We start from the raw sequence: 24,223 nt of genomic DNA on the forward strand, positions 1-24,223 counted from the left end.
GTGGGGGAACGGCGCGGGAAGGTCATCACTCATCGCGCGGTGCTCCGGCTTGTCCGGGCGCACCGCCCTCCGTCTGCCCATTTTCTCTCCGTTATCGACAAAACCCCTCGCAGCAGGCATCCCTTTAGTTACGGTCTGTACTCACAGATACCGCCCCAAGTTTCGGCGCGCCCCGATCGGTGTTCACCGCCAGTCGGCAGTGCCCGACACCGTAAGACCGACAGGGACCGGCCGATGACCGACACCGACTCCGAGCCCCACGGCGCTGACAGCACCGTATTCGGCCGCAGCTCCACACCCGCGACCAGCCGGCAGCCGTTTGCAGGCCACCTCACCAGCGGCGACGCCGAAGAGGAGGTAGGGAAGGTAGCAGGTACCGAGGACTCCACCCCGTTGAAGTTCCACGTTGCTCTTTCTCCTGGCGCCTATCTGCAGCTCGACGACGTGGTCAGCACTCGCCGGGAGATCCCCGGACGCGGCACCGTCGTCACCTCCGGCGTGGTGACCGAGGTGGTCGCCCGCCACGAGGGCGCCGCGTTCGGCTCAGATGTCTTCCTCATCGCCGACGGAATCCTGCCGGCCACCGTGCAGGAGGTCGCCGAGATCACGACCACCCGGGTCGACCCCGAGTACTACGTCCCGCCACGCCCCGGCGAAGCCGCCATCCGGGCCTCGGGCACGGCGCGGGACGCCGCGCTGTACTTCGACCGGATGGACGCACGTGTGCCCGCCGGCATCGGCCGGGACGGCGAACCGATCTATCTCAACCTCGAATTCCTCGACGGCACCCGCGGCGCCCACGTATCGATCTCGGGCATCTCAGGCGTGGCGACCAAGACCAGCTTCGCGCTGTTCTTGATGCACTCGCTGTTCACCTCGGGCGCCCTCGGGGCCCGCGCGGTCAACGCCAAGGCCCTCATCTTCTCCGTCAAGGGCGAGGACCTGCTCTTCGTCGACCAGCCCAACACCCGTCTCGACGGGGAGCTGAGCGCCGCATACGCCCAACTCGGCCTGCCCGCCCGCCCCTTCGCCTCGGCCGGCTTCTACGCCCCGCCGCTGCCCGGTGACACCACCGGCCGCCCCCACGTCACCGGCAGGACCAGCGGCGTCACCGCCTTCTGGTGGACCCTGGCCGAGTTCTGCGAACGCGAGCTGCTGCCCTACGCGTTCGCCGATGCCGAAGACGAGAAAAACCAGTACACGATCGTCGTGCACCAGGTTACGAGCCGGCTGCGCCGCGAGGCTCAGCCCGCCGGGAACGACGGCGCGGTCGCCATCGACGGAACCGTCCTCCGCACCTGGCCGGAGATGGTCGACTTCATCTCCGACAAGGTCACCGACGACCTCAGCCGCCCGGACTGGGCGGGCCCGGCCATCGGACTGGGAACGGTGAACGCATTCGTGCGGCGGCTGCGGTCGTCCCAGCGGCCGCTCGGGCCCCTGCTGCGCGGCGACCTGAGCACGGTCACCGACCACCCCGTCTCGCACTCCATCGACACCTCGCAGCAGCAGGTCACCGTGGTGGACCTGCACAACCTGCCGGAACGGGCCCAGCGGTTCGTCGTCGGTGTCGTGCTGGCCGCGGAGACCGCCCGCAAGGAGCAAGCCGGCCCGGGCGGCCTGCTGTTCACGATGGTCGACGAGCTCAACAAGTACGCCCCCCGCGAGGGATCCTCCCCGATCAAGGACGTACTACTGGACATCGCTGAACGCGGCCGCTCACTCGGCATCATCCTCATCGGCGCCCAGCAGACCGCCTCTGAGGTGGAACGGCGCATTGTGTCGAACTCCTCGATCAAGATCGTCGGCCGGCTCGATGCCGCCGAGGCCGGCCGCCCGGAGTACGGCTTCCTGCCCGCCTCGCAGCGCCAGCGCGCCACGCTCGCCAGGCCCGGCACCATGTTCGTCTCCCAGCCGGAGATCCCGGTGCCCCTGGCCGTCGAATTCCCCTTCCCCGCCTGGGCCACCCGGCTCTCCGAGGTCGCCGACCCCACCTTCTCCACCGGCACCCGCGCAGCCGGCCAGGCCACCGGCAGCGCGGCGCGACCGGACCCGTTCAGCAGGCTGCCCCAGGCAGAGAGCGATCCGTGGCCCGACGACACTGACGACGGCGCCATCGATGAGCCGCCCTACTGACGTCTGGCCACCGCCCTCCCCAGCGCACCCACGCCCCCCGCTGCTCTGCCTCAGCCACCCGAAAAGGACCCCGCCCCGTGAAGTTCCTTCACACCTCCGACTGGCATGTCGGCAAAACCCTCAAGGGCCGCAACCGGCTCGAGGAGCAGGCACGCATCCTGCGAGAGATCACCCAGATCGCGATCGACAACGACGTCGACGCCGTCCTCATAGCCGGCGACATTTACGAAAACGCCTCGCCGACCGCAGACGCCCAGAGGCTGGTCGTGCGTACCCTGCTGCGCCTGGCCAAGCACGGCATCGAGGTCATCCTGATCGCCGGCAACCACGACCACGCTGCCACGTTCGAGGCCTACAGGCCGCTGATGGACATCGCCGGCATCCACGTCTACGGCCAGGCCAGACCGGCCGCGAAGGGCGGCGTGCACACATTCCACGCCAGGTCCACCGGCGAGCCCGTCAACGTCGCCGTCCTGCCGTTCCTCTCCCAGCGCTACGCCGTCCGCGCCGCGGAGATCATCGCCAACACCCCGTCGCAGAACGTCGGCGCCTACGACCAGCTCGTCCGTGACGTCCTGGCCAATCTGACCGGAGCGTTCACCTCGGACGCCGTCAACATCATCATGGCCCACCTGACCTGCACCGGCGGTACCTTCGGCGGCGGCGAGCGACCCGCCCAATCCATCATGGAATACCACGTGCCGGCCGCTGTCTTCCCTGTCGAGGCCCACTACGTGGCCCTGGGCCACCTGCACCGCCGGCAGCAGATCCCCGCCGCCTGCCCGGTGCACTACAGCGGCTCCCCCTACGCCATCGACTTCGGCGAGCAGAACAACACCAACGTCGTCTGCCTCGTCGAGGCCACCCCCAACACCCCCGCCCAGATCACCGACATCCCCGTCACGGCCGGCCGCAGACTGCGCACCGTCGAGGGAACCGTCGCCCAGCTGACCTCTGACCCCGCCGGCTACGGCGAGGACTACCTCAGACTCGTCGTCACCCAGCCCGCCTACGCCGGCATGCGCGACGACCTGTACGAAGCCCTCCCCAACGCTCTTCAGATCCTGATCCACCCCGATCATGCCAGCACCGGCGCCACGGCAGGAATCAGCGTCGACCAGCCGATCAAGACGCCTGTGCAGCTGTTTGCCGACTACTGCCACAGCGTCGGCGTCAGCGACGACCGGGTCACGGCGTTGTTCAACCAGCTGCACGACGACCTGACCCGCTCGACCGCCCGCCCCTGAAGCCAGGCCCGCACCCGCCCGAAGGAACCCTCAGATGCGTCCCGTTCGTCTTGAGCTCAACGGCTTCGCCGGCTTCCGCGCTCCCACCGTGGTCGATTTCACCGACACCGACTACTTCGCCCTCGTCGGCCCCACCGGTTCAGGCAAGTCCACCATCCTCGACGCGCTGACGTTCGCCCTGTACGGCTCGGCCTACCGGTGGGGACGCAGCAACGCCATCTCCTACGCACTCGCCCCCACGAGCAACCGCTGCACGGTCTCGCTCACCTTCGACATCGGATCACAGCGCTACCAGGTCGCCCGCGAGGTCCGCCGCATGGGCCAGCAGATCCAGCAGAAGGCCGTCAGCCTGGTGCAGTTCACTGACCCCACCGCAGTCGCTGTCGAGCCAGGCGGACCGCAGCCGGAGGTACTGGCCGGGGAGATCAAGGAACTCAACACCGCCATCGAGGATCTGCTCGGCCTGTCCTTCGACGACTTCTGCCAGTGCGTCGTCCTGCCCCAGGGTGACTTCGCCCGGTTCCTGTCCGCCAACGCCAGCAACCGCCAGCAGATCCTGCTCAAACTCCTCGGCGCCTCCCAATACGAAGGCATCGGTAAACGTGCCGGCGCCCAGGCAGACCAAGCAGCCAAGGAGGTCGAAATCCTCAACGACCAGCTGAGCCGGCACGCCGACGCCACCCCCGAAGCCGAGGCCGCCGCACAGGCGCGTGTCGAGACGCTTGAACAGCTGGCCGTCACCGTCGACCAACTCGTGCCCCGTGTCACCGAGGCACGCACCCGCGCACACGAGGCCGACGCCCGAGCCGACACGCTGCGCAGCGAGACCGATCTGCTGGCCTCCATCCGCACCCCCGACGGCATCGAAGAGCTGCAACGTCAGGCCACCCGGGCACAGACGGCCGCCCAGCAGGCCCGTGAGGCCGCCGACGCGGCCGCTCAGACCCTCTCCGACGTCACCCAAGAGGCTCAGTTGGGCCCTCAGCGCACCGACCTGACCCTCACCCGCGACCGGTACACCGAGAAGGCAGCCCTGACGGGCCGCCGCGACGGCGTCATCGCCGACGCCCAGCGCGCCCAAGAGGAGTTGGCGCAGTCCAAAGACCGGCTGAAAGCATCGGCGCAGAGCGTTGACAAGGCCCGCCGCAGCGCCGAGGAGACCCGGGAGCGCCGCGCCCAGGCCCGGCAGGCGCAGGAGAAACTGCGGGGCCGCCACCAGCTGCTGGCTGCCGTTCGTATCCCCGACGGCGTCACCGACCTGACCAGCCGTGCAGCAGCCCGTTCTCACGAGGTCGAAGCCGCCGCTGAGGCGCTCACCGCGGCCCGCGACCGGCACGAACAGGCCTCCCGTGCGCTGACCGCCGCCGGCGACGGCAGCCGGCTGACGGAAGCGCACCAGGCACTCGATGAGCTCCTCGATGTCATCAGTTTGCTCACGCATGCCACCGGCGCACTGGACGACTGCGCCGAGAGGGCCAGCCGGGCTGAAGAGGCGGTGGCAGGCGCCCAAGCGCGCCTGAACGCGGCCACGTCCACGGTCGATGAAGCCCGCGTCCTCGCCGGTGCCGCACAGCTGCGCCCTCAGCTTCAGGTAGGCCACACCTGCCCGGTCTGCGAGCAGAACGTCACCACCCTCCCGCCGCCGCTGTCCGACCCCGCTGTCCAGGCAGCCGAGGCGGCACATGCCGCCGCCGCAGAAGAACACCGTGCTCTGCTGGACCAATACGAGGACGCCAAGAAGGCGGTTACCGACCAGCAGCGGGAAGTGGACAAACTCACCACACAGCGCACCCTGCTCGACAAGAGGCTGGGCACACTGCTGCCCGACCGCCCCGCCGGCACCGGCCGCGACTGCGACGCCGACCGCGCCCACCTCGACGAACTCATCGAATCCCGTGACCAGTTGACCACTGACGAGCAGCAGGCCCGCGACGCGGTACAGAAAGCCGAAACTGCCCACGGCTCCGCCACGTCGGCTGTCGCCGCGCTGCAGCGGGAACTCGACCGGGCCCGCAACACTCTGCACTCGACGCTGGGCACACTGACCGCTTTTGACCCGCCGACCCTCGACACCGACGACCTGACCTCGGCCTGGACCGACCTGGAGGCCTGGGCCCGCACCCAGACCACCACCACAGAACGCGACCTCGCAGCCGCCGACGCCGAAACGGCCGACGCCGAAAAGGCCCACTCGGACGCGACCAGCGCGCTGGAGACCGCCGACCGTGCACAGGCCGACGCCCAGGCTGCCCACACCGCAGCCGTCGAGAACGCCGCAACCGCCAGCCTCGCGAAGACGAACCTGACCGACCGCCTGAGCACACTCGAGACGCTTTTGGCCCAGGCGCCACCGGAAGCCGAACTCCCGGCCCTCTTCGAGGAATGCGCCCGTCTCGAGGCGGCCGTGGAGACAGCCACCACGCAGGCCAACCACACACGCACAACAACCAAGGCAGCAGCGGCCGAACAGGACAAGTGGCGAGAGCACACCGCGAAGGCCCGCTCCGTGCTGGCAGCCAGCCGGGATACCGTGGCGGCGCTGAGTCCACCAAGCCTCGACACCGACGACCTCGCCGCCGCCTGGTCCACCCTGACCGGCTGGGCCAGCCGCCAGATCAGCGACCGGCAGACCGCCATCGCACGCGCAGACACCGACACCCAGACCGCCCACAACGAAGCCGACCAACTCCTGGGCAGCCTGGAGACCCTCCTACGCGGCAACGACCTGGACCCGCAGGACCTCGGCGACAGCCCGGAACGCGCCGCACAGGCCCCGCGCGTGGTCGCGGTCGCAGCCGAACGCGCCCGGGGCCAGGTCAAAACGATCCAACGCAGCCGCGCCGACGCCGACGCGATACAGGACAAGATCGACGACGCCCGCACCCGACAACAGGTAGCCGCCGAACTGGCCCGGCTGATGCGGTCCAACAAGTTCCCCCAGTGGCTCGCCACCTCAGCCCTCGACACTTTGGTCGCCGGCGCCTCGCAGTCACTGCGCCAACTGTCGGGTGACCGCTTCGACCTCAGCCACCAAAAGGGCGAGTTCTACGTCATCGACCACTTCGACGCCGACTCCACGCGCTCGGTGCGCACCCTGTCCGGTGGCGAAACATTCCAGGCCAGCCTGGCCCTCGCCCTGGCCCTCTCCGACCAACTGGCCGGCCTGGGCGGCGCCACGAAACTGGAATCCATCTTCCTCGACGAAGGGTTCGGCACCCTCGATGCTGATTCGCTCCAGACCGTCGCCGACACCCTGCAAAACCTCGCCCAGGGAGAACGAATGGTCGGAGTGATCACCCACGTCACCGCGCTCGCCGAACAGATCCCGGTCCAGTTCCACGTCCAGCGCGACACCCGCACCTCCACCGTCACCCGGCAGGGCACATGACCACCACAGCACAGGCCTCCCGCATGCGGTTCCACGTCGATGGCTGGGACCCCACCTACGGCTCCAGCGTCGAGAACGCCGAGGACGGCATCGCCGACTCCACCGCCAAGGTCACCCCCCATATCGAACTCGCCCCGGCAGACTGGAAGCCCATCTCGCCCTCCCAGGTATCCGCCCCAGGCGCCGTCCTGTTCGTCGACGGCGTCCGCCGCGTCGAAGCCCGCATCTGGATCGAACAGCCCCCCTCCACCGAACCGGCCACAGGCTCCGACAACGCAGCCCGGGACGCCCGGATGGCACTGTGCGCCTCCTACGCGGCAGGCACCGTGTGCTGCTGCCCCGACCGCGGCGCACATCTGCTGACCATCGACTACCGGCGCGGCCTGTTCACCACCGCCACCAACGCCGTCGACGTGCCCACCACTGCCGGAACCTACAAGGCCACCATCACCCCCGACGACCAAGACCAAAACCTCGCAGTGCTGCTCTCGACGGCGCTGCAACGCCAACTCACCGATCTCGAGGTTCTCGTCGCCACCCATGCCCGCACCGCCCTGACCGGCCACGGCGTCCCCGAAGGCTCCGACCTCCTCGTCGTGGACGGACCGCTGCGCGGCCGCACCCACCTGCCGCGCGCCCTGGGATTCATCAAATCCCACCGCACCGCCTATCTGCCGCCCGACCTGCACGCCACGATCGCCACCCTGGCCCCCGGCGAACGCAGCCCGGTGTTCTTGATGGGCACCTCCTGGGACCGCCACGCCTGGTACTTGCGACTGCCGTGCACCCCCGGCGCCCCCTGGGCCGGAGTAGTACGGCTGGAATGCGCCGCCGACATCCCTGCGGCCGCGGCGATCGAGCTGGCCAACCTCTCACAAGCCCTCCTGCCGCGGTACGCCAGCATCGAGTACAAAGACACCCGTGCCCCGCAGAACCTGGTGCCGGTCGCCGGACTGGAGAGAGAACTACGCCGCCACCTGGGCAACCCCGTCCTACTCGGCCGCGCCCTACGCGTGGCATCGGCGAGCTGAACCGCTCAGACTCACGGCTCCACCCTCGCCCACCTGACCGAAGCAGCCGAATAACCTGCACCCGAGGGGCGGGCTACCGTCCTCAGCCCCCTCACTCACCCGCCAGCCCTCACCGGAGCGGTAACCCCATGGCCCTTTCCGACATCGAGCTGCGGCCGCACCAGAAGGAGGCCGTCACCGCGGCCGCCCACATCCTGCGTGAAAACCCGCGGGCAAGTGTGGTCGCGGCCTGCGGTACCGGAAAGACGCTGATCGCTGCCCGCACCGCTGCCCGCACTGCCGCGCAGGGCAGGGTGCTCGTGCTGCTGCCGACGCTGGACCTGCTGTCGCAGACGATCCGCTCCTGGCGTGCGGCCGGGCGCAAGGGCGCCACGATTGCGGTGTGTTCGGCCCGTCAGGCCCTGGAGTATGAGCCGCTCAGCGCCGACGTCCCCATAACCACCGACCCCGCAGACCTGGCCGCCCTCACCGTCACACCCCGGCCAGGCCCGGTCACCGCCTACGCCACCTACGCCTCCCTGCCCACCGTGATCACCGCCCACCGTGATCACCGCCTTCCCCCCTGGGACCTGATCGTCGTCGACGAGGCCCACCGCACCGCCGGCCGCCTGGGCAAGGCCTGGGCCGCCGTCCACTACGACGACCAGGTCCCCGCCGCCCGCCGCCTGTACCTGACCGCCACCCCCCGTATCTGGGACGCCGACGCCGACCGGGACGGGGACACCGAGGCGGTGGCCTCCATGGACGACGAAGCCCTCTTCGGCCCGGTCGCCTACCGCCTTACCCTCTCCGACGCCATCGACCTCGGCCTGCTCGCCGACTACCAGATCCTCGTCCCCGTCGTCACCGACGAAAACCTGCGCGACTGGCTCGCCACCGGACCCGGCGCCGGCGTTGACGGACTACGCCTGGCCGGCCGCCAGGTCGCCGCCCTGCGCGCCATCCACGACCACCAACTGCGCCGCGTCCTGACCTTCCACCACCGCGTCGCCGACGCCCGAGCCTTCGCCACCACCCTGCACGACACCGCCGCCACCCTCCCGGACAACCTGCGCCCCCAAGGACTGTGGGCGGACTGGATCAGCGGAAGCCACACCCCCCAGGTCCGCCGTCGCCTGCTGCTCGAGTTCGCCTCCCACAGCGACCCGCACAGCCCGGCCGTGCTCTCCAACGCCCGCGTGCTGGGGGAGGGTATCGATGTGCCCTCCATCGACGCCGTCGTCTTCGCTGACCCAAAAAGCAGCCCCGTCGAAACCGTCCAGGCCGTCGGCCGCGCGCTGCGCCAGGACCCCGGCGCAGGCAAGAAGGCCACCCTCGTCGTCCCCGTCTACCTCACCCCTGGCGAAGATCCGGACGACCTCCTCGGCGCCGACGCCTACACCCCGCTATGGCACACCGTCCAGGCCCTGCGTGCCCACGACGACCGCCTCGAAGCACGCCTGGCCGACCCGCGCACCCACCGCCCCACGATGCCCCCGCACGACCCCGAGGCCTGGCTGCACTTCGACCGCCCCACCCAGGCCGAAGACGTCGCCCTCGCCCTCTCCCTGCGGGTCCTGGCTCCCAAGAGCGCTGAGTGGCGCCGCGGCCTGAAAGCCGCCCGCCGTTACCACCGCACCCACCACCACCTCGACGTCCCCCAGACCTACGAAGACCCCACCGGCTATCCACTGGGCCGCTGGCTGACCTGGCAACGCCACCTCCATGCCACCGGCGCCCTCGACGCGGCCCGCGCCAGCGCCCTGGAACGCCTCGGCATCATCTGGGACCCCCGTCAGCAGGCCTTCGACCGCGGACTCGCTCACGCCGCCGTCTACGTCACCCGCCACGGCCACCTCGCCGTCCCCGTCGACGAGACCCAGGACGGCTTCCCCCTCGGCCGATGGCTGGCAACCCAGCGCACCCGCGCCGAGACCCTCACTGCCGAACGCGTCGCCGCCCTCACCGCCCTGGACCGGTGGTGGAACCCGCCCTGGCCGATTACCTGGCAACGCGCCTATCACTCTGCTGCCCGCCAGCAGACGCAGAAGGACACATCACAAGCCAGGGAGTGGCTCGAGGCCCAGCGCGCGCGAGTCAGCGACCTTCACCCCGAGCAGCGCCGCCTCCTCAGGGATCTGGGGCTCGACCTGCCAGATGCGCCCGTCTCTTGCGAAGAGGACAGCCCGCTGTCAGCACGTGAGCGCGCTTTCCAGCGCGGGTTGACCGCCGCGCGTGCTTTCCGAGAGAGGGAGGGCCATCTCAACGTCCCCCAGAGGCACATCGAAGAGATCGAAGGCGGCTATGTGCGTCTGGGGCAGTGGCTGAGTAACCTTCGGCGCCGCCGCACCAGCCTCAGTCCGCAGCGCCTTGCCGCCCTGGCCGAGCTCGGCCTGTAAGAGGTCCTAACAAAGCCGTTGGACGTGTCAGTGGGTGATGAGGCAGGTAGCGAGGCCGAGGAAGGCCTCGTGAATGTCGTCGCGTCGTTCCCAGCGGATGCGCAGGCGGCGGAAGCCGTGCAGCCAGGAGATGGTGCGCTCGACGACCCAGCGGAAGATGCCCAGGCCGGAGCCGTGCGGCTGGCCGCGTTCTGCGATCACGGGCCGGATGCCGCGTTGCCGCAGCAGCCGCCGGTACTTGTCGTGGTCGTAGCCGCGGTCCGCGAAGAGCATGTCCGGCTGTCGCCGTGACCTGCCGACGACGCCGGCGACCGCGGGAACCTTGTCAAGCAGGGGCAGGAGCTGGGTGACGTTGTTGCGGTTGCCGCCGGTCAGCGACACCGCGAGCGGGATGCCTTGGCCGTTGGTGAGGACGTGGTGCTTGCTGCCCGGCCGTGCACGGTCGACCGGGCTGCGACCGCTTTTGGGCCCCGCCGGGCCGCCCGCACGTGGGAGGAATCGATCACCGCCCGCGACCAGTCCAGCTGCTTCGCCGACCGCAGCTTCTTCAGCAGCCCCAGGTGCAGCTTCTCCCACACACCGGCCTCGTTCCAGGCCGCCGGGCGCCGCCAGCAGGTCATGCCCGAGCCGAAGCCCAGCTCCTGCGGCAGGTACTCCCACTGGATGCCCGTATGGAGCACGAACAGGATCCCGCACAACGCCTGCCGGTCCGGCACCCGCGGCCGGCCCGCCACCAGCTTCGTCCCCGGCTCGGGCAGCAACGGCTCGACGAGCTACCACAGTTCGTCCGACACGATCCACGGCCGCGACTGACGTTGCCCCACGACCCAACCAACGAGCAGACAAGCCGATGGTTACTTGATCAACAACTTCTGTTAGGACCTCTAAGCCGGACTGGGGCGTACGGGCGTAGTGGCCCATGTTGCTTCCTCACTGCCCGGTAGGCGCCCGGGCCAGCGGTAGCACAAGCCGCTGGCCCGGGCGCCGTGCTGCGGTTGCTTCAGAGTTGCTTGTCGGCGGGATTGCTGTTGCCAGCCACGACGCTGTCGCCGACGGCCTCGGTGTCCTGGTCGTCGGCCAACGCGCTGCGCCGGTACTGGGGGTGGTCGAGGTCCATTTGTTGTGCGGCGTGGAGGGGGACGGGGTAGCGGGTGCGGTTGGCCCAGGCGAGGGGCTGGTGGCAGAGGCGGGCTGCGGCCAGCGCGAGGGACTGGGGTTCAACCGGGGCAGTGTTCTGGTTCATGCTGCTGGCGGGGGTGGTGATGATGGGGTAGATCTCGGTGGCGGTCATGCTGTACCAGTTGGGGCGGACTTCGTTCTTGCGCCGGTTCTCGGCGTCGCTGGAGCCGTGGCTGGCGCTCCAGCGGGTGATGGCTTCGCCGAGGCGGCCGGCTCCGGCGCCGTCGAACTGGGGCGGGACGGTGGCCAGCAGCCAGGTGGGGGAGCCGAAGTCGGGCGTGACCTGGTATAGCAGGTTGGTGACCTTGTTGGTGCGGGCCACGGTGCCGTCGACACTGCGGTGGCTCACCCTGATCGGACGCGGCAGCTCGTCCATGTCCTTGTTGATGCGCACCACGGCCAGCGGGCGTTCACGGGCGGGAAGGGTACTGGCGGGCAGCCAGGTGCTGTTGCGTGTGGGCGGCTGGCCCTGTCGGCGGTTGTGCAGGCCCAGCCACAGGCGGCGGGTGGCCACGCCGTCGACGGTGACGGTGTAGGGGATGCCGCCGAGGTAGTCGCAGAGGTCGGCCAGAGCCTGGTCGATGTGCTGGGCCACCGTCTTGAGGCCGCGGTTGTCGTCGTCGAAGTCGGTCATCTTGCCGACGGGGTAGGCGTTCGCGTGGAAGGCGGCCTGCGCCTGGTGGTAGAGCTCCCAGCGGCGGTGGGTGTAGCTCCAGCCGTGCAGGGTCCAGGCTCCGCCGGGAGTGGTGGGGGGCTTCAGGACGCTGGCAGTCACGCAGATCTTGGCGGTGCGGTCCTTGCCCTGGCGGCTTTGGCGGCGCACGTGGATTCCGCAGTGCGCGACCTGGTCGGCCGCGTGGGGGCCGATGGCATCGACCATGACCTGGTCGATGCGGCGGTCGATGATGCCCAGGCTGCGGCACAGATCCAGCAGCGACAGGATCACCTGGTGGTCGGTCTGTTTCCCGTTCGGCTTCTTGCGCTTGGCTTCCTTGCGGTCGGCGGTGAACTGGGAGACGAACCCGAGTCGCGCCAGGGTGCGCCGTGCCTGGTGCTTGGCGTCCTCGTCCGGGCCGGGCCCGGACGCCGTGCCCGCACGGTCGGCCGGCGGCATGGCGTCCTCTTCCTCGGCTGCGGCGTCGAATTCGGTCTCCGCCCAGACACCGACGAGGGTGGCCGGCTCCTTCTTGAGCGAGGGGATGTGTGCGACGGCGGTTTCCTGTCCGGCCGTGGGGCCGTGGACGAGGAAGTCGGGGACGCAGTGGAAGACGGCGCTGACGCGGCCTGCGTCCAGGGGCACGGGAATGCCCTCGGCGGGATCGATGGTCTGCGGGTCGAGGCCGAAGACGCTGGCGAGGCCATGGATCATGCGCTGGCGCATCTCGTCCCGGTACCACAGGCACACCAGCCTCAGGTGCTGGTAATTCATGGCGTCTAGAGAGCGGATGATGTCGCCCGGCTGCACGGACAGTTCGGCCTGGGGCAGCTGCTTGAAGCCGCGGGCGCGGGAGTCCTGGACGACGGTCAGGGGGGTAGGGGCGAGGATCTGTCCGATGTGGCGGTCGAGTTCGCGCAGGTGGTGCATGCCGACGCCGCGGCCGACGGGGAAGGAGAAGGTCTTGCCCTGGACGGGGCGGATGGGGCCGAGTCCCACTGTTCCGGCCTCGGCTTCATCCTGGGATTCGTTGTCGCCCCGGGCATCGGCGTTCTGCTCGGCCTCGACACGCTGCTGGATGTTGTGCAGGACGGAGTGGTCCATGCCGAGGCGGGCCAGGGTCTGCAGGGACATGCGGTGGATGCGGCGGACGCGGCCGCGTCCAGCCATTTCGACCTCGACGATCGGCAGGGCGGTCTCGGCCTGTTCGGCCAGCACGGTGCGCGCGTAGGCCATTGTGCGGCTGATGCGGGTGGCCTGGGAGGAGACCACGAGGATCGGGTCGGCGACATTGGGCAGGGTCTTCAGAGCCAGCCGCACCCGGGCCAGCGCGTGCGCGGTTCCGGCCTTGTTGGACCAGGGCTGCTGCCAGGCGATCAGGCCGCCGCTGCTGTCCGGTCTCAGGGCGATGTCCTGGCCGTCCACCCTCCAGGTGCGCTGGGCGAGGCGGTGGGCCAGGTGCCAGGCGACGGTGCTGTAGACCCAGTTGGCCGCGTCCGGCTGCCGGCCGGCGGTGGAGGAGTCCGGCGTCTGCGGGCCGTCCGGGGTGATGAGGTAGTCGGCCAGCAGCCGTTCCTGCGGCATGGTTTCGGCGACGCGTTCGGCCAGCGGGGTGGGCCGGTTGAGGTCGATGTCGTCGGGGTGGTGGCCCAGGACGAGACTGTGCAGGAGGGTGAACGCGTCGCGCAGGGTGTCGTCGTCGAGCGGGCGGCGGGTGGCCAGCAGCCCCTGTTTGGGGTCGAAGAAGACGTAGCCGCCGGTTAAGCAGCGCAGGGCGCCGGTGAGCACGGAGTGCGGGGCCTGTGCCTCCTCCCGTTTGACGATGTCCTTGTACTGGCGGTCCAGCAGGGTCCACAGGGAGGTGACGCTGGTGGGGAACTGGCGCAGGTGGACGGTGGCCCCGTCCAGCAGCGTGGGGGTGCAGCGGTAGGCGAGCACGTCCAGGCAGGCGCGGGTGGTGGGTGCAGGCATGAGCGGAGAAGGCCTTCCTTTCTGAAGTGAATGCGGCTGGGCGGGGCGGGGTCAGGTGTCGTCCGGTTCGATGCCGGCGTAGGCGAGGAACGCGGCGAGGGCTTCGCGGTAGATGGCGTTCATCTGCCGGCGCACATCAGCCGGCCAGCGCTGGTGCATGCGGCGCAGGATGCCGGCGAGGTCGGACTGCCAGGAGTCCTCGTGGAAGGCGTAGTCGACGAGGTGGAGCGTCATGTCGGTGCCGCCGCGGCGGGCGCGCCCGGCGAGCTGGATCATGTCGACGACCATGCCGGCGACGATCTCTTCCTGCAGGACGTGGGCGGTGCTGATGAACCCGGGCGCGGACCGCATGATCATGCCCATGCGGGCCCAGGCAGCGGCCCTGGCCTCCCTGAGATCCCCTACCGGCTCGGCGGTGGGCATGGAGGGCAGGGAGCCGATCCCGGCGGCGTTGACACTGGCGTACATCTCCGCCGGATCGGTCAGCAGGGCCAGCGGCCGGGTGCACAGATAGACCGGCGTGATGGCCGACTTGGTGCCGATGACGATGTTCAGGCCGCGGGCGATCCGCGCCATCGGCACGACAAGGATCTTCCCCCGGCGGGGGAAGTCCTCGAATTCGTCCGGGGTCAGCTCTGTGATGCCGGGTGGCAGAGGCGGCAGCTTGGCCCGCCAGTGCCGGTCGGCCGGCACGGCGACACACAGGCCGCCGGTGTACTGGCCCGCGGAGTGGATGCCGAGCGCGAGATGGCGGCAGTGCTCGTAGGAGTTGACGACCACCGCCGCGTGCGCGCGGTCGGGGTCGGTGCGCGCGATGCGGGCGAGCTCGTCGTGGATCACCGTGTCGTAGAGACGGTCACCGAGTTTGATCAGCGCTTCGCGTTTGTGCTGCTGGGGGATGCCGGAGATCTGGATGGCCCGCTGGGTGACCGAGTCGGTGATCATGCGGCGCTTGGCGCGGATGCTGTCGGGCGCGGCATCGGTCATCCACCACTTCACGTCCGCGTGGACGTGCTCCCGCACGGCCTGAGGGAAGTAGGCGGTGGCCGACAGGCCCAGCACCGGCCGTTCCACACCGGCCAGGGCGAGGGAGACGATGCTGCCCAGCTGAGCGGTGTAGGTGTGGGGGTCGCCGCTGATGCTCTGCGCGGTCAGCTCAGCGTTCTTGTGGGGATTGTCCAGGCCGGTGACCCGGTAGCCGGTGATCGCCTTGCCGAGCATGCCGTAGGGCAGGATGTGGGCGGCCACCCCGGTCTCCAGACGCTGGGCGAGTATGCGGGCCGAGCGCATCCCCAGCGAGCGCAGCTGACCGGTCTTGTTGCGCAGCAGGCCAAGGGTGTCATCGAGCTCGGCCAGCCACATCCGCACGATCAGCAGCTCGACGGCCTCGCCGCGGTCGTGCGGATCCTTGACGACGTCAAGCAGCACTTCATTCAGTTCCAGCTGGACGGAGGCCAGCAGGTCCTCCCCGCGGGGCGCCAGCAGGTCGCCCAGCAGCCGCCGCACCGCTTCCAGATGTGGCGGCAGGCTGGCATCCCCGGCCGCCTCGTCGGTGTCGTCGGATGTGGGCGGAGCCGGGCGCAGGGCTTTGAGCTGGTCGAAGAGGTGGTCGGGGATCTCCTGCTCGCTGGTGATGCCCTCGTCGGGAAAGAGCAACGTGATCAGACGCCGGTCCCGGCTGCCGGCCAGGTGCCAGCCGGTGCTGTTGACGCCGGGCCGCTCACGGGAGGGCCCGTGGCCTTCGTAGTGGCGCAGGTGCAGCAGGTCTTCGCAGACGCTGGCCAGCAGGAATTCCGACAGATAGCGGGCGTGGCTGATGGTCGGGCACAAGGCCTTGACCGCGTCGGGCGGAAGTTTCGCCTTGTCCTCGTCCAACTCCCGCAAGGGCACGGTCGGCTGGCGCCGCGAATCCAGGACGAGCTCGCTGGAGCACAAGTCCAGGGCGGTCGACTGGAACTGGTCGACCTCATCGATCATGACGGTGTGCGAACGGCGCAGCACGAACTCTGCCACCGACACATCGGCGACGGCCCGCCCGTCCAGCCGGATGCCCAGCGGAAAGCGACCGGTCATGAAGTTGTGGTGATTGGTCACCACCACCGAGGCGGTGCACGCCTGCCGGTGCTGGGCATACTTGCCGCAGGTGGCCGTCCACGGGCACGCGGCCCGGTCGGTCGCTGGCGGCAGTGGGGACAGCCCGCGGCACGGCTCCTGGCCGGGCGGGTACGGATGGCTGGACTGGGTGTGATGGCTGAGCGCGCAGCCGTAGGACAGCTGGTCCAGCTTCCACAGGGTCTTGTCCGACTGCTCCAGCAGACTGCCCTCGATGCGGGCGGCGGCCTTCATCGCCCGCTCGTGCAACCGCGAGGGTGACATCAGCGGCGTGCAGGTCTCCGTACGGCCCAGCTGCTCAAGATCCTGGCTGATGTCCCAGGCCGCGGACAGCGTGGCCTCGACCGTCGGCAGCACGAGGGTGACCGTCAGGCCGTTGACTGCATACCAGGAGGCGGCCACGCGCACCAGGACACTCTTGCCGGTCCCGGTGGGTGCGTTGAGGATGCCCATCGGCCCCGCCCCCAGCCGGATCAGCTCCTGCGCAGGTACCGCATCCGTGGTCTGCAACTGCGCAAAAAGGTTCTCCAGGACCGCGTGCACGTACCGGTCCGCGGCCGGGTAGCGCCCGTCGATCAGACGGGCCAGCTCGAGCAGCTCCCCGGCCGGCAGGGCAATCTCCTCCTGGTAGGGCACCGTGCGCACCTCGGGCAGCTCCGCCCGGGCCGCCGCCTCCTCTTCGCCGCCGTCGGCGAAGACAGGGATGACGGTGCGCCCCTGGATGAGCCCGGAGCCGGCCGCGTACTGCGTGCGCGGCAGCCAGATGCCCGGCCCGGCCGGCTCGTCCGGGCGGCTGCGGGGGTGATCGCGGCGCAGCCGCTGACGAATCCGGTCGACATACTCCAGTAAACCCCCGCCCACCAGCGGAACAGCCGCCTCGGCCCGCCCCACGGCGGGATCCGCGGACCTGAAGGGCAACGCGGCCGGCTCGCCGTGCGCGAAGTCCAGCAACTCCCGCGCGCGGGCGGCGAACACGGTGGCAGAGGCCAGTTCCTGCGGAGCGAGCGCCACCACCGCGCCGATGCGCTGCTTCTCGTCGTGCGGCAGGTCCCGCCACCGCGCCCACTTGTCGAGCTGGCCGCTGAGCAGGAACGCCGCGTCCCGGAACGAAGCGATGGCCGTGCCGCCTGCCTCCTCTTGGCGCGGGAAGTAGTGGGCTGCCAGGGCCAGCGCGGCCCCGACCGCCCCGGCCGTCTTGGACAGGCGCCTGGCCTTGGTCACTGCCATGCCGCCCCCGCCTTCTTGCAGATCAGTTCACCGATGCCGCTCGCCGTCGCGGTCTTCAGCCCGAACTCGCCCGCCACGGTCCCCACCAGGTCCAGGCTGGATTCGCGGTAGTCGGGCACCACCAGCCACTCGGCGCCGCCCCGGTCCCCGCCGTCCGCCTGGATCTTCTTCGCCAGCAACAGGGCGGAGGTGTAGTCCTTGACGTCGATGCGGAACTCCGTCCGCCCCGCACCCTGCCCGGCGGCGACCTGCAGGTCGTAGGCATCCAGCTCCGGCCACAACGCCACCGACAGGCCCCGTTCGCTGAGTGCGTCGAAGAGGGCGACCTCGACGAGGCCGGGCACGGTCGTCCAGCGCCACACCCCCCGAGCCAGCGCCTTGTGCCCCTCCACGGGCACCGGCTCGGGTACCTGCCCGGTCAGATCCGGGAACAGCACCGCCTGCGCACCCGACGGCGCAGCCGGCCGGGACAGCGGATGCAGCAGGGGAGCCCGCCCGGCATCCGGGAGCCTGAAGGAGTACGCGGCTCCCCAGGCCGCATGCGGGCGATGGAAGCAGCGCACACTGCCCGTCCTGGTCCCGGCCCGGGTGCCGTGCACAGTGACCTTCATCGGCCAGTGGCAGACCGGGCAGGCGAACCACCACCGGTCCCACGTCGCATCGAAGGAGACGGGCCGATAGAACTCCGCGACGCTGCTGGGCAGATTCAGCCGCCGCAGCTGCGCATCGGAGCCCGCTGGCATGCGGATCAGGCTGGAGCGCCCGTGCACGTAGGCGTCCTGGTCCATGCGCTTGCGCAGCGCGGTGAAGACCCGGTCCTGGTCCATCTCGGCCTCCAGGTTCCGGGTGCTGGCCGGCCGCCCGCCGTGCGTGGTCTTCGCCAGCGCGCGCAGGACCACCCGCTGCTCGATCTCCAGGTCGAAGAAGTCCTCGTCGAAGTCGCCGTCCGGGTCGATCAGGCGGACTCCGTCCATCTCCTCCGCCGGCACGGAGGCAGGCAGCAGCCGGGCCAGGTCTCCCTGCAGCAGTCTGCGGAACCGGCTGAAGGGCAAGGGTGCTGCCGGGCCCCGGGCCGCCTGGACGCGCCCGTAGGCGTCCAGCAGCGTGCCCAGCCGTCCCTCGGCAGGCTGTTCGGTGTCGGTGAGCGCCTTGGCGGCCATCGCGGCCGCCGCCATCACCATGTGACGCACGGCCGCATCGGAAAGCCCGGCCTCCGCCGGAGAGTTCGCTAAATCCACGGCACGCACCATAAAGGGCGGCACTGACAATCGGCCGCCCCCGCACATGAATTCGCACAATGGTTCGAATTCAGTTTTCCGAAACACGCTCCACGGCCGTATCGGCGGCAATCCCCGGGTACAACTCCCGGTAATCCGCCGCATGGTGACGGATGTGATCCCAGCCGGCTGCGGTGACCACCCACCGATACACCCGCTCCTGGTGCCCGTCGCCTTCGTCGGGCAGGCAGTCGATGAATCCGCGGCTCAGTGCGCCGCCGGGACGGTAGCCGGTACCGAGATAGAACTTGGCCCGCCCCCACAGGGCGTCCTCCGCCAGCCCCGCCTCGCCTGCCTCGGCCACTTTGACCAGAACAGTCCACAGCCACTGCGACAGCAGATCCCCCGGGGCGCGGCCGGCGGGGCGTTCCTTCAGGCCTGCCCGCACGCAGGCTCGCCCCGCACGGGTCATCTCGACCACGACGCGTGGCACGAACCCGAGCGGAAACACCTCCACCTCGTCCTCGCTCACCCGCAGCAGATCTCGCCGCGCCAGCGCGTGCAGCGTCGCGCCGGCGCCGGCATCGTGCCAGCCCTCCGCCCGCAGCCGCTCCTGGATGCGGGTGTAGCCGGTGAACGCCGGATCGGCCCTCACCGTGAAGGGGATCCGACGCCACTGCGCCGCCCGTCCCGGGGCATGCCCTGCTGCCCGGCTCCCCGCGGCTCGCTTCTCAGCCTGCTGATCCTCCCGGAAGCACGCGACCAGATAGGCGCGCTGACGTCGCGTGAGCTCTTCCCATGTGCGGGAGCCGGCACGCCGCTGTCCCTGCTCACGGTCTGCCGTCCGCGGTGCCCGCAGCAGGTACCCCTGCTCCGGAAACGACCTGAACCAACTGCGGCGTACCGTCCGCACCGGCACACGGTAGATCTTCGCCAGAGCCGGGATGATCTCCTGCAGCGCCTCCTGCGACAACCAGGCCGTCACCGCACGGCCGTTCTCCATCGCCTGCAGCTTCCACTCCGTCACCCTGCCCAGTTCGTCGGGCAGCGCCGCGTCCAGCAGGGCAACCACATCCACCCGGTCCAGTCCCGCAAACCGCCGCAGGTCGGCCAGCGACTCCTCACCTGCAGGAACCCCCGCCAGCTCGTGCGCAGACGTCCTCAGCGCCTGGGCCATCAGGCGCAGCCGACGCGGTGAAGGGGCGTGAGCACCCTGTTCGTACGAAGCGATCTGCCGGGCCGACACCCCGATCACCGCGCCCAGCTGAGCTTGCGTCATGCCAGCCTTCCTTCTCAACAGTACGAGCGAACCCGCAGCGAACGGTTCGATCCGTCGAGGCATGGCGCCATTATAGACTTCCTGAAGTCTATAATGGGAGTCGCGCAGGCGCAGCAACCGCCCGTCCGAGTGGCCAGGTTCGCTCTTGCCGACAGGAAGGTCCCACATGCCCTGGGCGAACTTGGCGTTCTGGCTGCGCTGAAGGATCACGACGCGACCCGTGGCTTTGTCGTGGACGATGACGGCGGCGACCAGCAGGGTCATGGATGCGAGGGCGGGGGGGCAGGGCTTAGGGCTGGTCGTCTGTAGTCCGCTGAGCCACGGCTTGTGTCCCTTCATCGGTCGGATGGTGGGGCCGACTCAGACCATGCACCACTGCAGCACACCAGGACAGCATGCACAGCACCCCATCTGCGAGCTGAAGGCCACGCGCGACGGCTATCCCGACGCGCAGGCTGCGGGGTTCACCTTCCGGCGGCGGGCGGCGCACTCTTTGCGTGCTGGCTGCCGTCCCAGTTCCGCCGCGGTCCTGGCCGGCTTTCGGCTAAGCCCTGGCTGCCGGGCTCTGCGAGGCGGGCACTGACGTCTTCGCCGCCATGGGCTCGCCGTTTCCGATGTCGCGAGAACGGTCACCACGGGGCGGCGGGAGTCCCCTCGGCTGTCAGCCCGTTCGCCAGCAGCGCCAGCCACTGCCGGTCGGGGTCGTCGTCCTTGCGCTGCACGGCGAGTTCTTCCAGCGCCTGCCGGTCCCCGGCGTCGGCGGCCGTGCGTGCGAGCTGCTCGGCCTGCGCGAACTCGCCCGCTGCCTCGAGGCGTTCAGCGAGCAGCCCCGGCGCCCATGCCAGGGCCTCGTCACAGGCGTGTCGCAGCAAAGCCGTGGCGTGCTCCCCGGTCCGTTCCCGCGCCAGACGACGCAAGGCCCAGGACCGCTGGCCGGCCGGTGCCCTCCAGGCGAGCTGCTCGGCCTCCTCCCACTGCCCGCCCTCCTCGCGGCTGCGCACCAGCTCCCACAGCGGCGTGGTGTAGCCGCGGGCGGCGGCGTGCAGCGCCCACTGGTCGGCTTCACCGGCCCGACCAGTCTGTTCGGCCCGCTCCATCAGCATCTTCACCGCCTGGCCCACACGTGCCTGCGCCGCACGCTCCAGCAGCGTGCGGCGGACGTCGTCCGTCACCTGCTCGTCGTGCACCGCGCGGTAGGCCTGCACCCACAGCGCCCATGGGGTGCCCTGCCCCACCTCCCGGTCCAGCAGGGCCTGTGCCTCCTGCTCCTGATTGCGCTCACGCAGCCGCCGCAGCAGCCGCTCCAGCGCCCAGGCATTCCCGGCCCGGGTAACCTCCCCGAGCGCGTCGTCGCCCGCCGCCGCGCCCTGCGTGGCGTCCAGCAGAGCCACCAGCTGGCGCAGCGCCCAGGTCTCCCCGGGCGGCATGGGCAGCACCGCCGGGTTGACGTAATCGAGCAGGGAGCGAGGGCCTGCTTCGAAGTTGATGAAATCCATGCCCTCCTCCCGCTGGCGGCGCCGGCGTTCGAAGACCTCGATTGCATCCCCGTACAGCCTCGCCGCGTCAGCGGCACGCCCTTCGGCCTCGGCCTGTTCGGCGAGGGTCTTCAGCGGGGTGGCTTCGCCCGCAGTGAAGGCCTCCCGGGCCGCCTGCTCCACCTCGACCGTTCCCTCCGCCAGGGCGGCCAGTTCGCCCATCGCGCGGCGGTCACCCGCCGCCCGCAATGCTGCCCGGGCACCATCCAGGTCCCCGCGCTCACGCAGGTCGTCGGCGTAGGCGCGCAGGATGTCCGGATCGCTGCACTGGGCGACCTCGGCATACCAGCGCTCCGCATCCTCGGCCTTTCCGTCCAGTACCAGCGCGCGGGCCAGGTGGAGCTGGGCCGTGGGATGGCCACGCCCGGCGGCCTCCCGCACCAGCTGTTCGGCCTGCTGGTAGTGCTCCTGCTCCAGCATCTGTTCCAGCAGTTCCTCCAAGACCTCGCCGTCCCCGGCGAGCGCGGTCTGCTCCTGCACACGACGGGCTTCCTCGGCCCGCTGACGCTCCTGCCACAGCGACACCAGTTCCTGTCCCGCCTTCACATCCCCCAGGTCCAGCGCCCGCTGATACAGGCCGACGGCCTCGGCGTCACGCCAGCGTGCCTCGGCTGCCTGTCCCACAGCCCGTACGAGGTGCGGCTCGGGCAGATACTCGCGCGCCGCACGCCAGAATGAGGCCGGGGGAGCGGCATACCGCCGCTCGACGCGACCGATGTGGTCCATGTAATCGGACAGCCGCCACCTGTCCCCGCCATCGCTGCCTTGACGGGCCCGTACCCGGCTCAACAGCCCGCGTACGCCCTTGCTCGGCTGCTGGGTGTAGGCGAGAGCCTCCTCAAGCCACTGCTCACCGAGCGCGTCGTAGTCGTCGTCACCGAGATAACCCTCGGCTGCCGCCTGCAGAAAATCCCGACCCACCAGCCCCGCCCCGCCCAGCCTGTTCGCGTCCATGGCCGCCCGGATCACCGCACGGGCCGCGGGCGGCGCCATCCGGTAACGCTCAAGCAGTGCCGGAGCCCCCGCCAGGTACTGGGCGATCCGCCCGTCTACGGTGTGGGCCAGAGCATCGGCCAGCCGCACATCGTGGCCACCCACGGTCCGCGCATCCTGCAGCTCTTGCGCCTCGAACGCAGTCGGCACATACACGCCCGTACCCTCGAACAACGCCCGGGTCTGCGCATCCCCAGAACTCCGGCCCGGGCCAGCCGGCGCGGTCAGCACATTCCAAAACTCCGGCCACACCGTCCCAAGGACGAGGACCGGCCCCCTCGTGCTGTCCTGCAACAACGCCCTCAGACCAACCGCTACCTGCCCCGCGCACGCCCCAGCCTGCTCGCCCACGTACCACTGCAGCTCATTCAGCCAGATCGCGGTATGCCCAGCGATTCCCTCCGCCAGCGCGTTCGCCAGTGCCTGGGCGGGCGACGGATCGAGCGGATGCCACAGCCTCCACCCGGCCGGCAGCTCGGCCACCGCCTCCCAGCACGCCCTCGTCTTGCCCGAGGACGACTCACCGACCAGCACCACCATCCGGCTCGCGCCCCCACCCGCCTGTCCCACCACCGAGCGCAGAACCTCATCGTGGGCACGCCGCACATACAGCGGCAGCACTCCCGGCACCGCCGCCGTCACATCGACGGGCCGATGCACCTCCCACTCACCGAACGCCTCCTCATCCCGCAGCTCGGCCACGAACCGGCCACGGACAGGCACCTGCTCCTCGGGAGTGCCCGCCCCCCGACGGCCGGGACGGCCACCACGCCGCTGCCGCCGTTCCTCAACCGCCGCCTCCCACAACCTCGCCCACCCTGCAGGAGCACCCGCACGGCCCGCCTGACGAGCCTGCCGGGCGAGACCGACGACCAGGAACTGCACCACCGGCTGCCGAGACGGTACAGACCGGCCCGCCAGCCAATCACTCAACGAGGACGTACTCAGCACAACGGGCGGCTGCTGCAGCCTGCCCTGACGCACCAGCGCCGACAGGGTGGGCGCACCCGCCCTTTCGTACAGAGCCTTCAGCATGGCCGCGAAAACCCGCACAGCCGCGCCCTGTTCCACCGCACCCCTCCCCGCACCATCCGCCCACCCACGCACCGGAAAACCCGCCGCAGGGGCCCTGGCCAGCGTAGACGCCTTCCGACCGCCATCCAGGACATCGCCGGAAACCCGCCGGACGAGCGCCAATAGGGCCACTAAGGACTCCGCTGCACAGGCGGATCCCACCCCAAGGAGGCCCCAACCTTGTTCCACCACTTGCTCGCCCTGCTCAACAGCCCCTTCATCACGACGTTGTTGGCCACCCACTCGCTCACCGTCGCCGGACTTGCCCTGACCGCCGTATGCGCTCCGACCGCCCGCCGCCGGCAGGCGGCTCTCAGAACCCTGGCCGTGCTGCTCGGCCGCCTGCCGCGTCGCCGCCTCTGAAGTAATGCCCCCGCTCAGGAAGGTGGTTCCTCGCCACTCGGAGGCCAGGAACCACCTTCCTCGGGCCGAGCAAGCCTTTAGCTACTGGCAGCGAGGAGAGACGAAGCTCCCAGGTGACTCGACAAGGGCCACTCATCGATGCCACACCCACATGGCGCCGCCAGGCGCTATTCCCCTCCATCGAGAAACAGCCGCACCCGGAACCACAACACACAAAGCACCCTAGGAAACTGACGTTCACTCAGTCCGGCGACAGCCGGACACCACCCATTCCAGCTCCGCGTCAGGGGAGCGCAGGCAAACTCAATATCTGTGCAACCACCGAGTTATGACATCACCGGCGCCGCCAGGCGCTCGGGTGCCGACAACTCTTCCCCTCCCTCCCCGTCAGGGGAGGGGCCATCACCTCTTCCCGGTCCTGCCGCCAGGCAGGACGAC

Annotated in this window: 11 protein-coding genes and 2 pseudogenes; 6 read left to right on the top strand and 7 right to left on the bottom strand. The window is 70.0% G+C overall.

Translation table 11 applies throughout. The features are described from left to right. Nucleotides 1–234 precede the first annotated feature (234 nt). The 5 genes from HTZ82_RS26130 to HTZ82_RS26150 all read left to right on the top strand — a co-directional run bounded on the left by HTZ82_RS26130 (nt 235) and on the right by HTZ82_RS26150 (nt 10,180). Nucleotides 235–2,136, top strand: a complete 1,902-nt coding sequence (locus tag HTZ82_RS26130; protein WP_199787072.1) for an ATP-binding protein — start codon at nt 235–237, stop codon at nt 2,134–2,136. A 77-nt stretch (nt 2,137–2,213) separates the two neighbouring features. After that, nucleotides 2,214–3,383, top strand: coding sequence for an exonuclease SbcCD subunit D (locus tag HTZ82_RS26135; protein WP_175411404.1), 1,170 nt, complete (start codon nt 2,214–2,216; stop codon nt 3,381–3,383). A gap of 34 nt (nt 3,384–3,417) precedes the next feature. Continuing rightward, nucleotides 3,418–6,771 carry an AAA family ATPase gene (locus tag HTZ82_RS26140; RefSeq protein WP_175411405.1) on the top strand — a complete coding sequence of 1,118 codons (3,354 nt, stop codon included), beginning with the start codon at nt 3,418–3,420 and terminating at the stop codon, nt 6,769–6,771. Then, complete coding sequence (locus tag HTZ82_RS26145; protein ID WP_239760138.1) at nt 6,768–7,802, top strand: hypothetical protein; 1,035 nt, start codon at nt 6,768–6,770, stop codon at nt 7,800–7,802. The genes HTZ82_RS26140 and HTZ82_RS26145 overlap by 4 nt, the downstream gene beginning before the upstream one ends. A 128-nt stretch (nt 7,803–7,930) precedes the next feature. Further along, nucleotides 7,931–10,180, top strand: coding sequence for a DEAD/DEAH box helicase (locus tag HTZ82_RS26150; RefSeq protein ID WP_175411406.1), 2,250 nt, complete (start codon nt 7,931–7,933; stop codon nt 10,178–10,180). 27 nt (nt 10,181–10,207) lie between these two features. On the opposite strand, the pseudogene HTZ82_RS26155 reads toward HTZ82_RS26150, so the two are convergent. From HTZ82_RS26155 to HTZ82_RS26180, 7 genes and pseudogenes are all read right to left on the bottom strand, one after another. Beyond that, a pseudogene (locus HTZ82_RS26155) lies at nt 10,208–10,941 on the bottom strand (IS5 family transposase). A 239-nt stretch (nt 10,942–11,180) separates the two neighbouring features. Beyond that, nucleotides 11,181–13,985 carry an RNaseH domain-containing protein gene (locus tag HTZ82_RS26160; protein WP_254712055.1) on the bottom strand — a complete coding sequence of 935 codons (2,805 nt, stop codon included), beginning with the start codon at nt 13,983–13,985 and terminating at the stop codon, nt 11,181–11,183. A gap of 51 nt (nt 13,986–14,036) precedes the next feature. Next, nucleotides 14,037–17,324 (bottom strand): hypothetical protein, encoded by a 3,288-nt coding sequence (locus HTZ82_RS26165; protein WP_175411407.1) that lies wholly within the window; start codon nt 17,322–17,324, stop codon nt 14,037–14,039. Next, nucleotides 17,315–18,505 (bottom strand): hypothetical protein, encoded by a 1,191-nt coding sequence (locus HTZ82_RS26170; RefSeq protein WP_050487144.1) that lies wholly within the window; start codon nt 18,503–18,505, stop codon nt 17,315–17,317. Before HTZ82_RS26170 ends, HTZ82_RS26165 begins: the two co-directional genes overlap by 10 nt. Before the next feature lie 127 nt (nt 18,506–18,632). Next, the gene (locus HTZ82_RS26175) at nt 18,633–19,883 is read right to left on the bottom strand and encodes a helix-turn-helix transcriptional regulator (RefSeq protein ID WP_302852264.1); all 1,251 of its coding nucleotides are present in this window, start codon (nt 19,881–19,883) and stop codon (nt 18,633–18,635) included. A 69-nt stretch (nt 19,884–19,952) separates the two neighbouring features. Beyond that, nucleotides 19,953–20,142 (bottom strand): annotated as a pseudogene (locus HTZ82_RS32515) (DNA mismatch repair protein MutT); the annotation flags it as partial. Nucleotides 20,143–20,449: 307 nt separating this feature from the next. Continuing rightward, complete coding sequence (locus HTZ82_RS26180; RefSeq protein WP_175411409.1) at nt 20,450–23,419, bottom strand: hypothetical protein; 2,970 nt, start codon at nt 23,417–23,419, stop codon at nt 20,450–20,452. 183 nt (nt 23,420–23,602) lie between these two features. On the opposite strand from HTZ82_RS26180, the gene HTZ82_RS26185 reads away from it, so the two are divergent. Beyond that, nucleotides 23,603–23,785, top strand: a complete 183-nt coding sequence (locus HTZ82_RS26185) for a hypothetical protein (protein ID WP_070201550.1) — start codon at nt 23,603–23,605, stop codon at nt 23,783–23,785. The last annotated feature ends 438 nt before the right edge of the window (nt 23,786–24,223 follow it).

This window comes from Streptomyces sp. TRM64462, from assembly GCF_013362995.1.
In the GTDB taxonomy this organism is placed as follows: domain Bacteria; phylum Actinomycetota; class Actinomycetes; order Streptomycetales; family Streptomycetaceae; genus Streptomyces.

Bases quoted from the DNA above. Each gene is read 5' to 3' on its own strand.
- HTZ82_RS26130 (WP_199787072.1), top strand. From the start codon at position 235: ATGACCGACACCGACTCCGAGCCCCACGGCGCTGACAGCACCGTATTC.
- HTZ82_RS26140 (WP_175411405.1), top strand. From the start codon at position 3,418: ATGCGTCCCGTTCGTCTTGAGCTCAACGGCTTCGCCGGCTTCCGCGCT.
- HTZ82_RS26145 (WP_239760138.1), top strand. From the start codon at position 6,768: ATGACCACCACAGCACAGGCCTCCCGCATGCGGTTCCACGTCGATGGC.
- HTZ82_RS26150 (WP_175411406.1), top strand. From the start codon at position 7,931: ATGGCCCTTTCCGACATCGAGCTGCGGCCGCACCAGAAGGAGGCCGTC.
- HTZ82_RS26160 (WP_254712055.1), bottom strand. From the start codon at position 13,985: ATGCCTGCACCCACCACCCGCGCCTGCCTGGACGTGCTCGCCTACCGC.
- HTZ82_RS26165 (WP_175411407.1), bottom strand. From the start codon at position 17,324: ATGGCAGTGACCAAGGCCAGGCGCCTGTCCAAGACGGCCGGGGCGGTC.
- HTZ82_RS26170 (WP_050487144.1), bottom strand. From the start codon at position 18,505: ATGGTGATGGCGGCGGCCGCGATGGCCGCCAAGGCGCTCACCGACACC.
- HTZ82_RS26175 (WP_302852264.1), bottom strand. From the start codon at position 19,883: ATGCCTCGACGGATCGAACCGTTCGCTGCGGGTTCGCTCGTACTGTTG.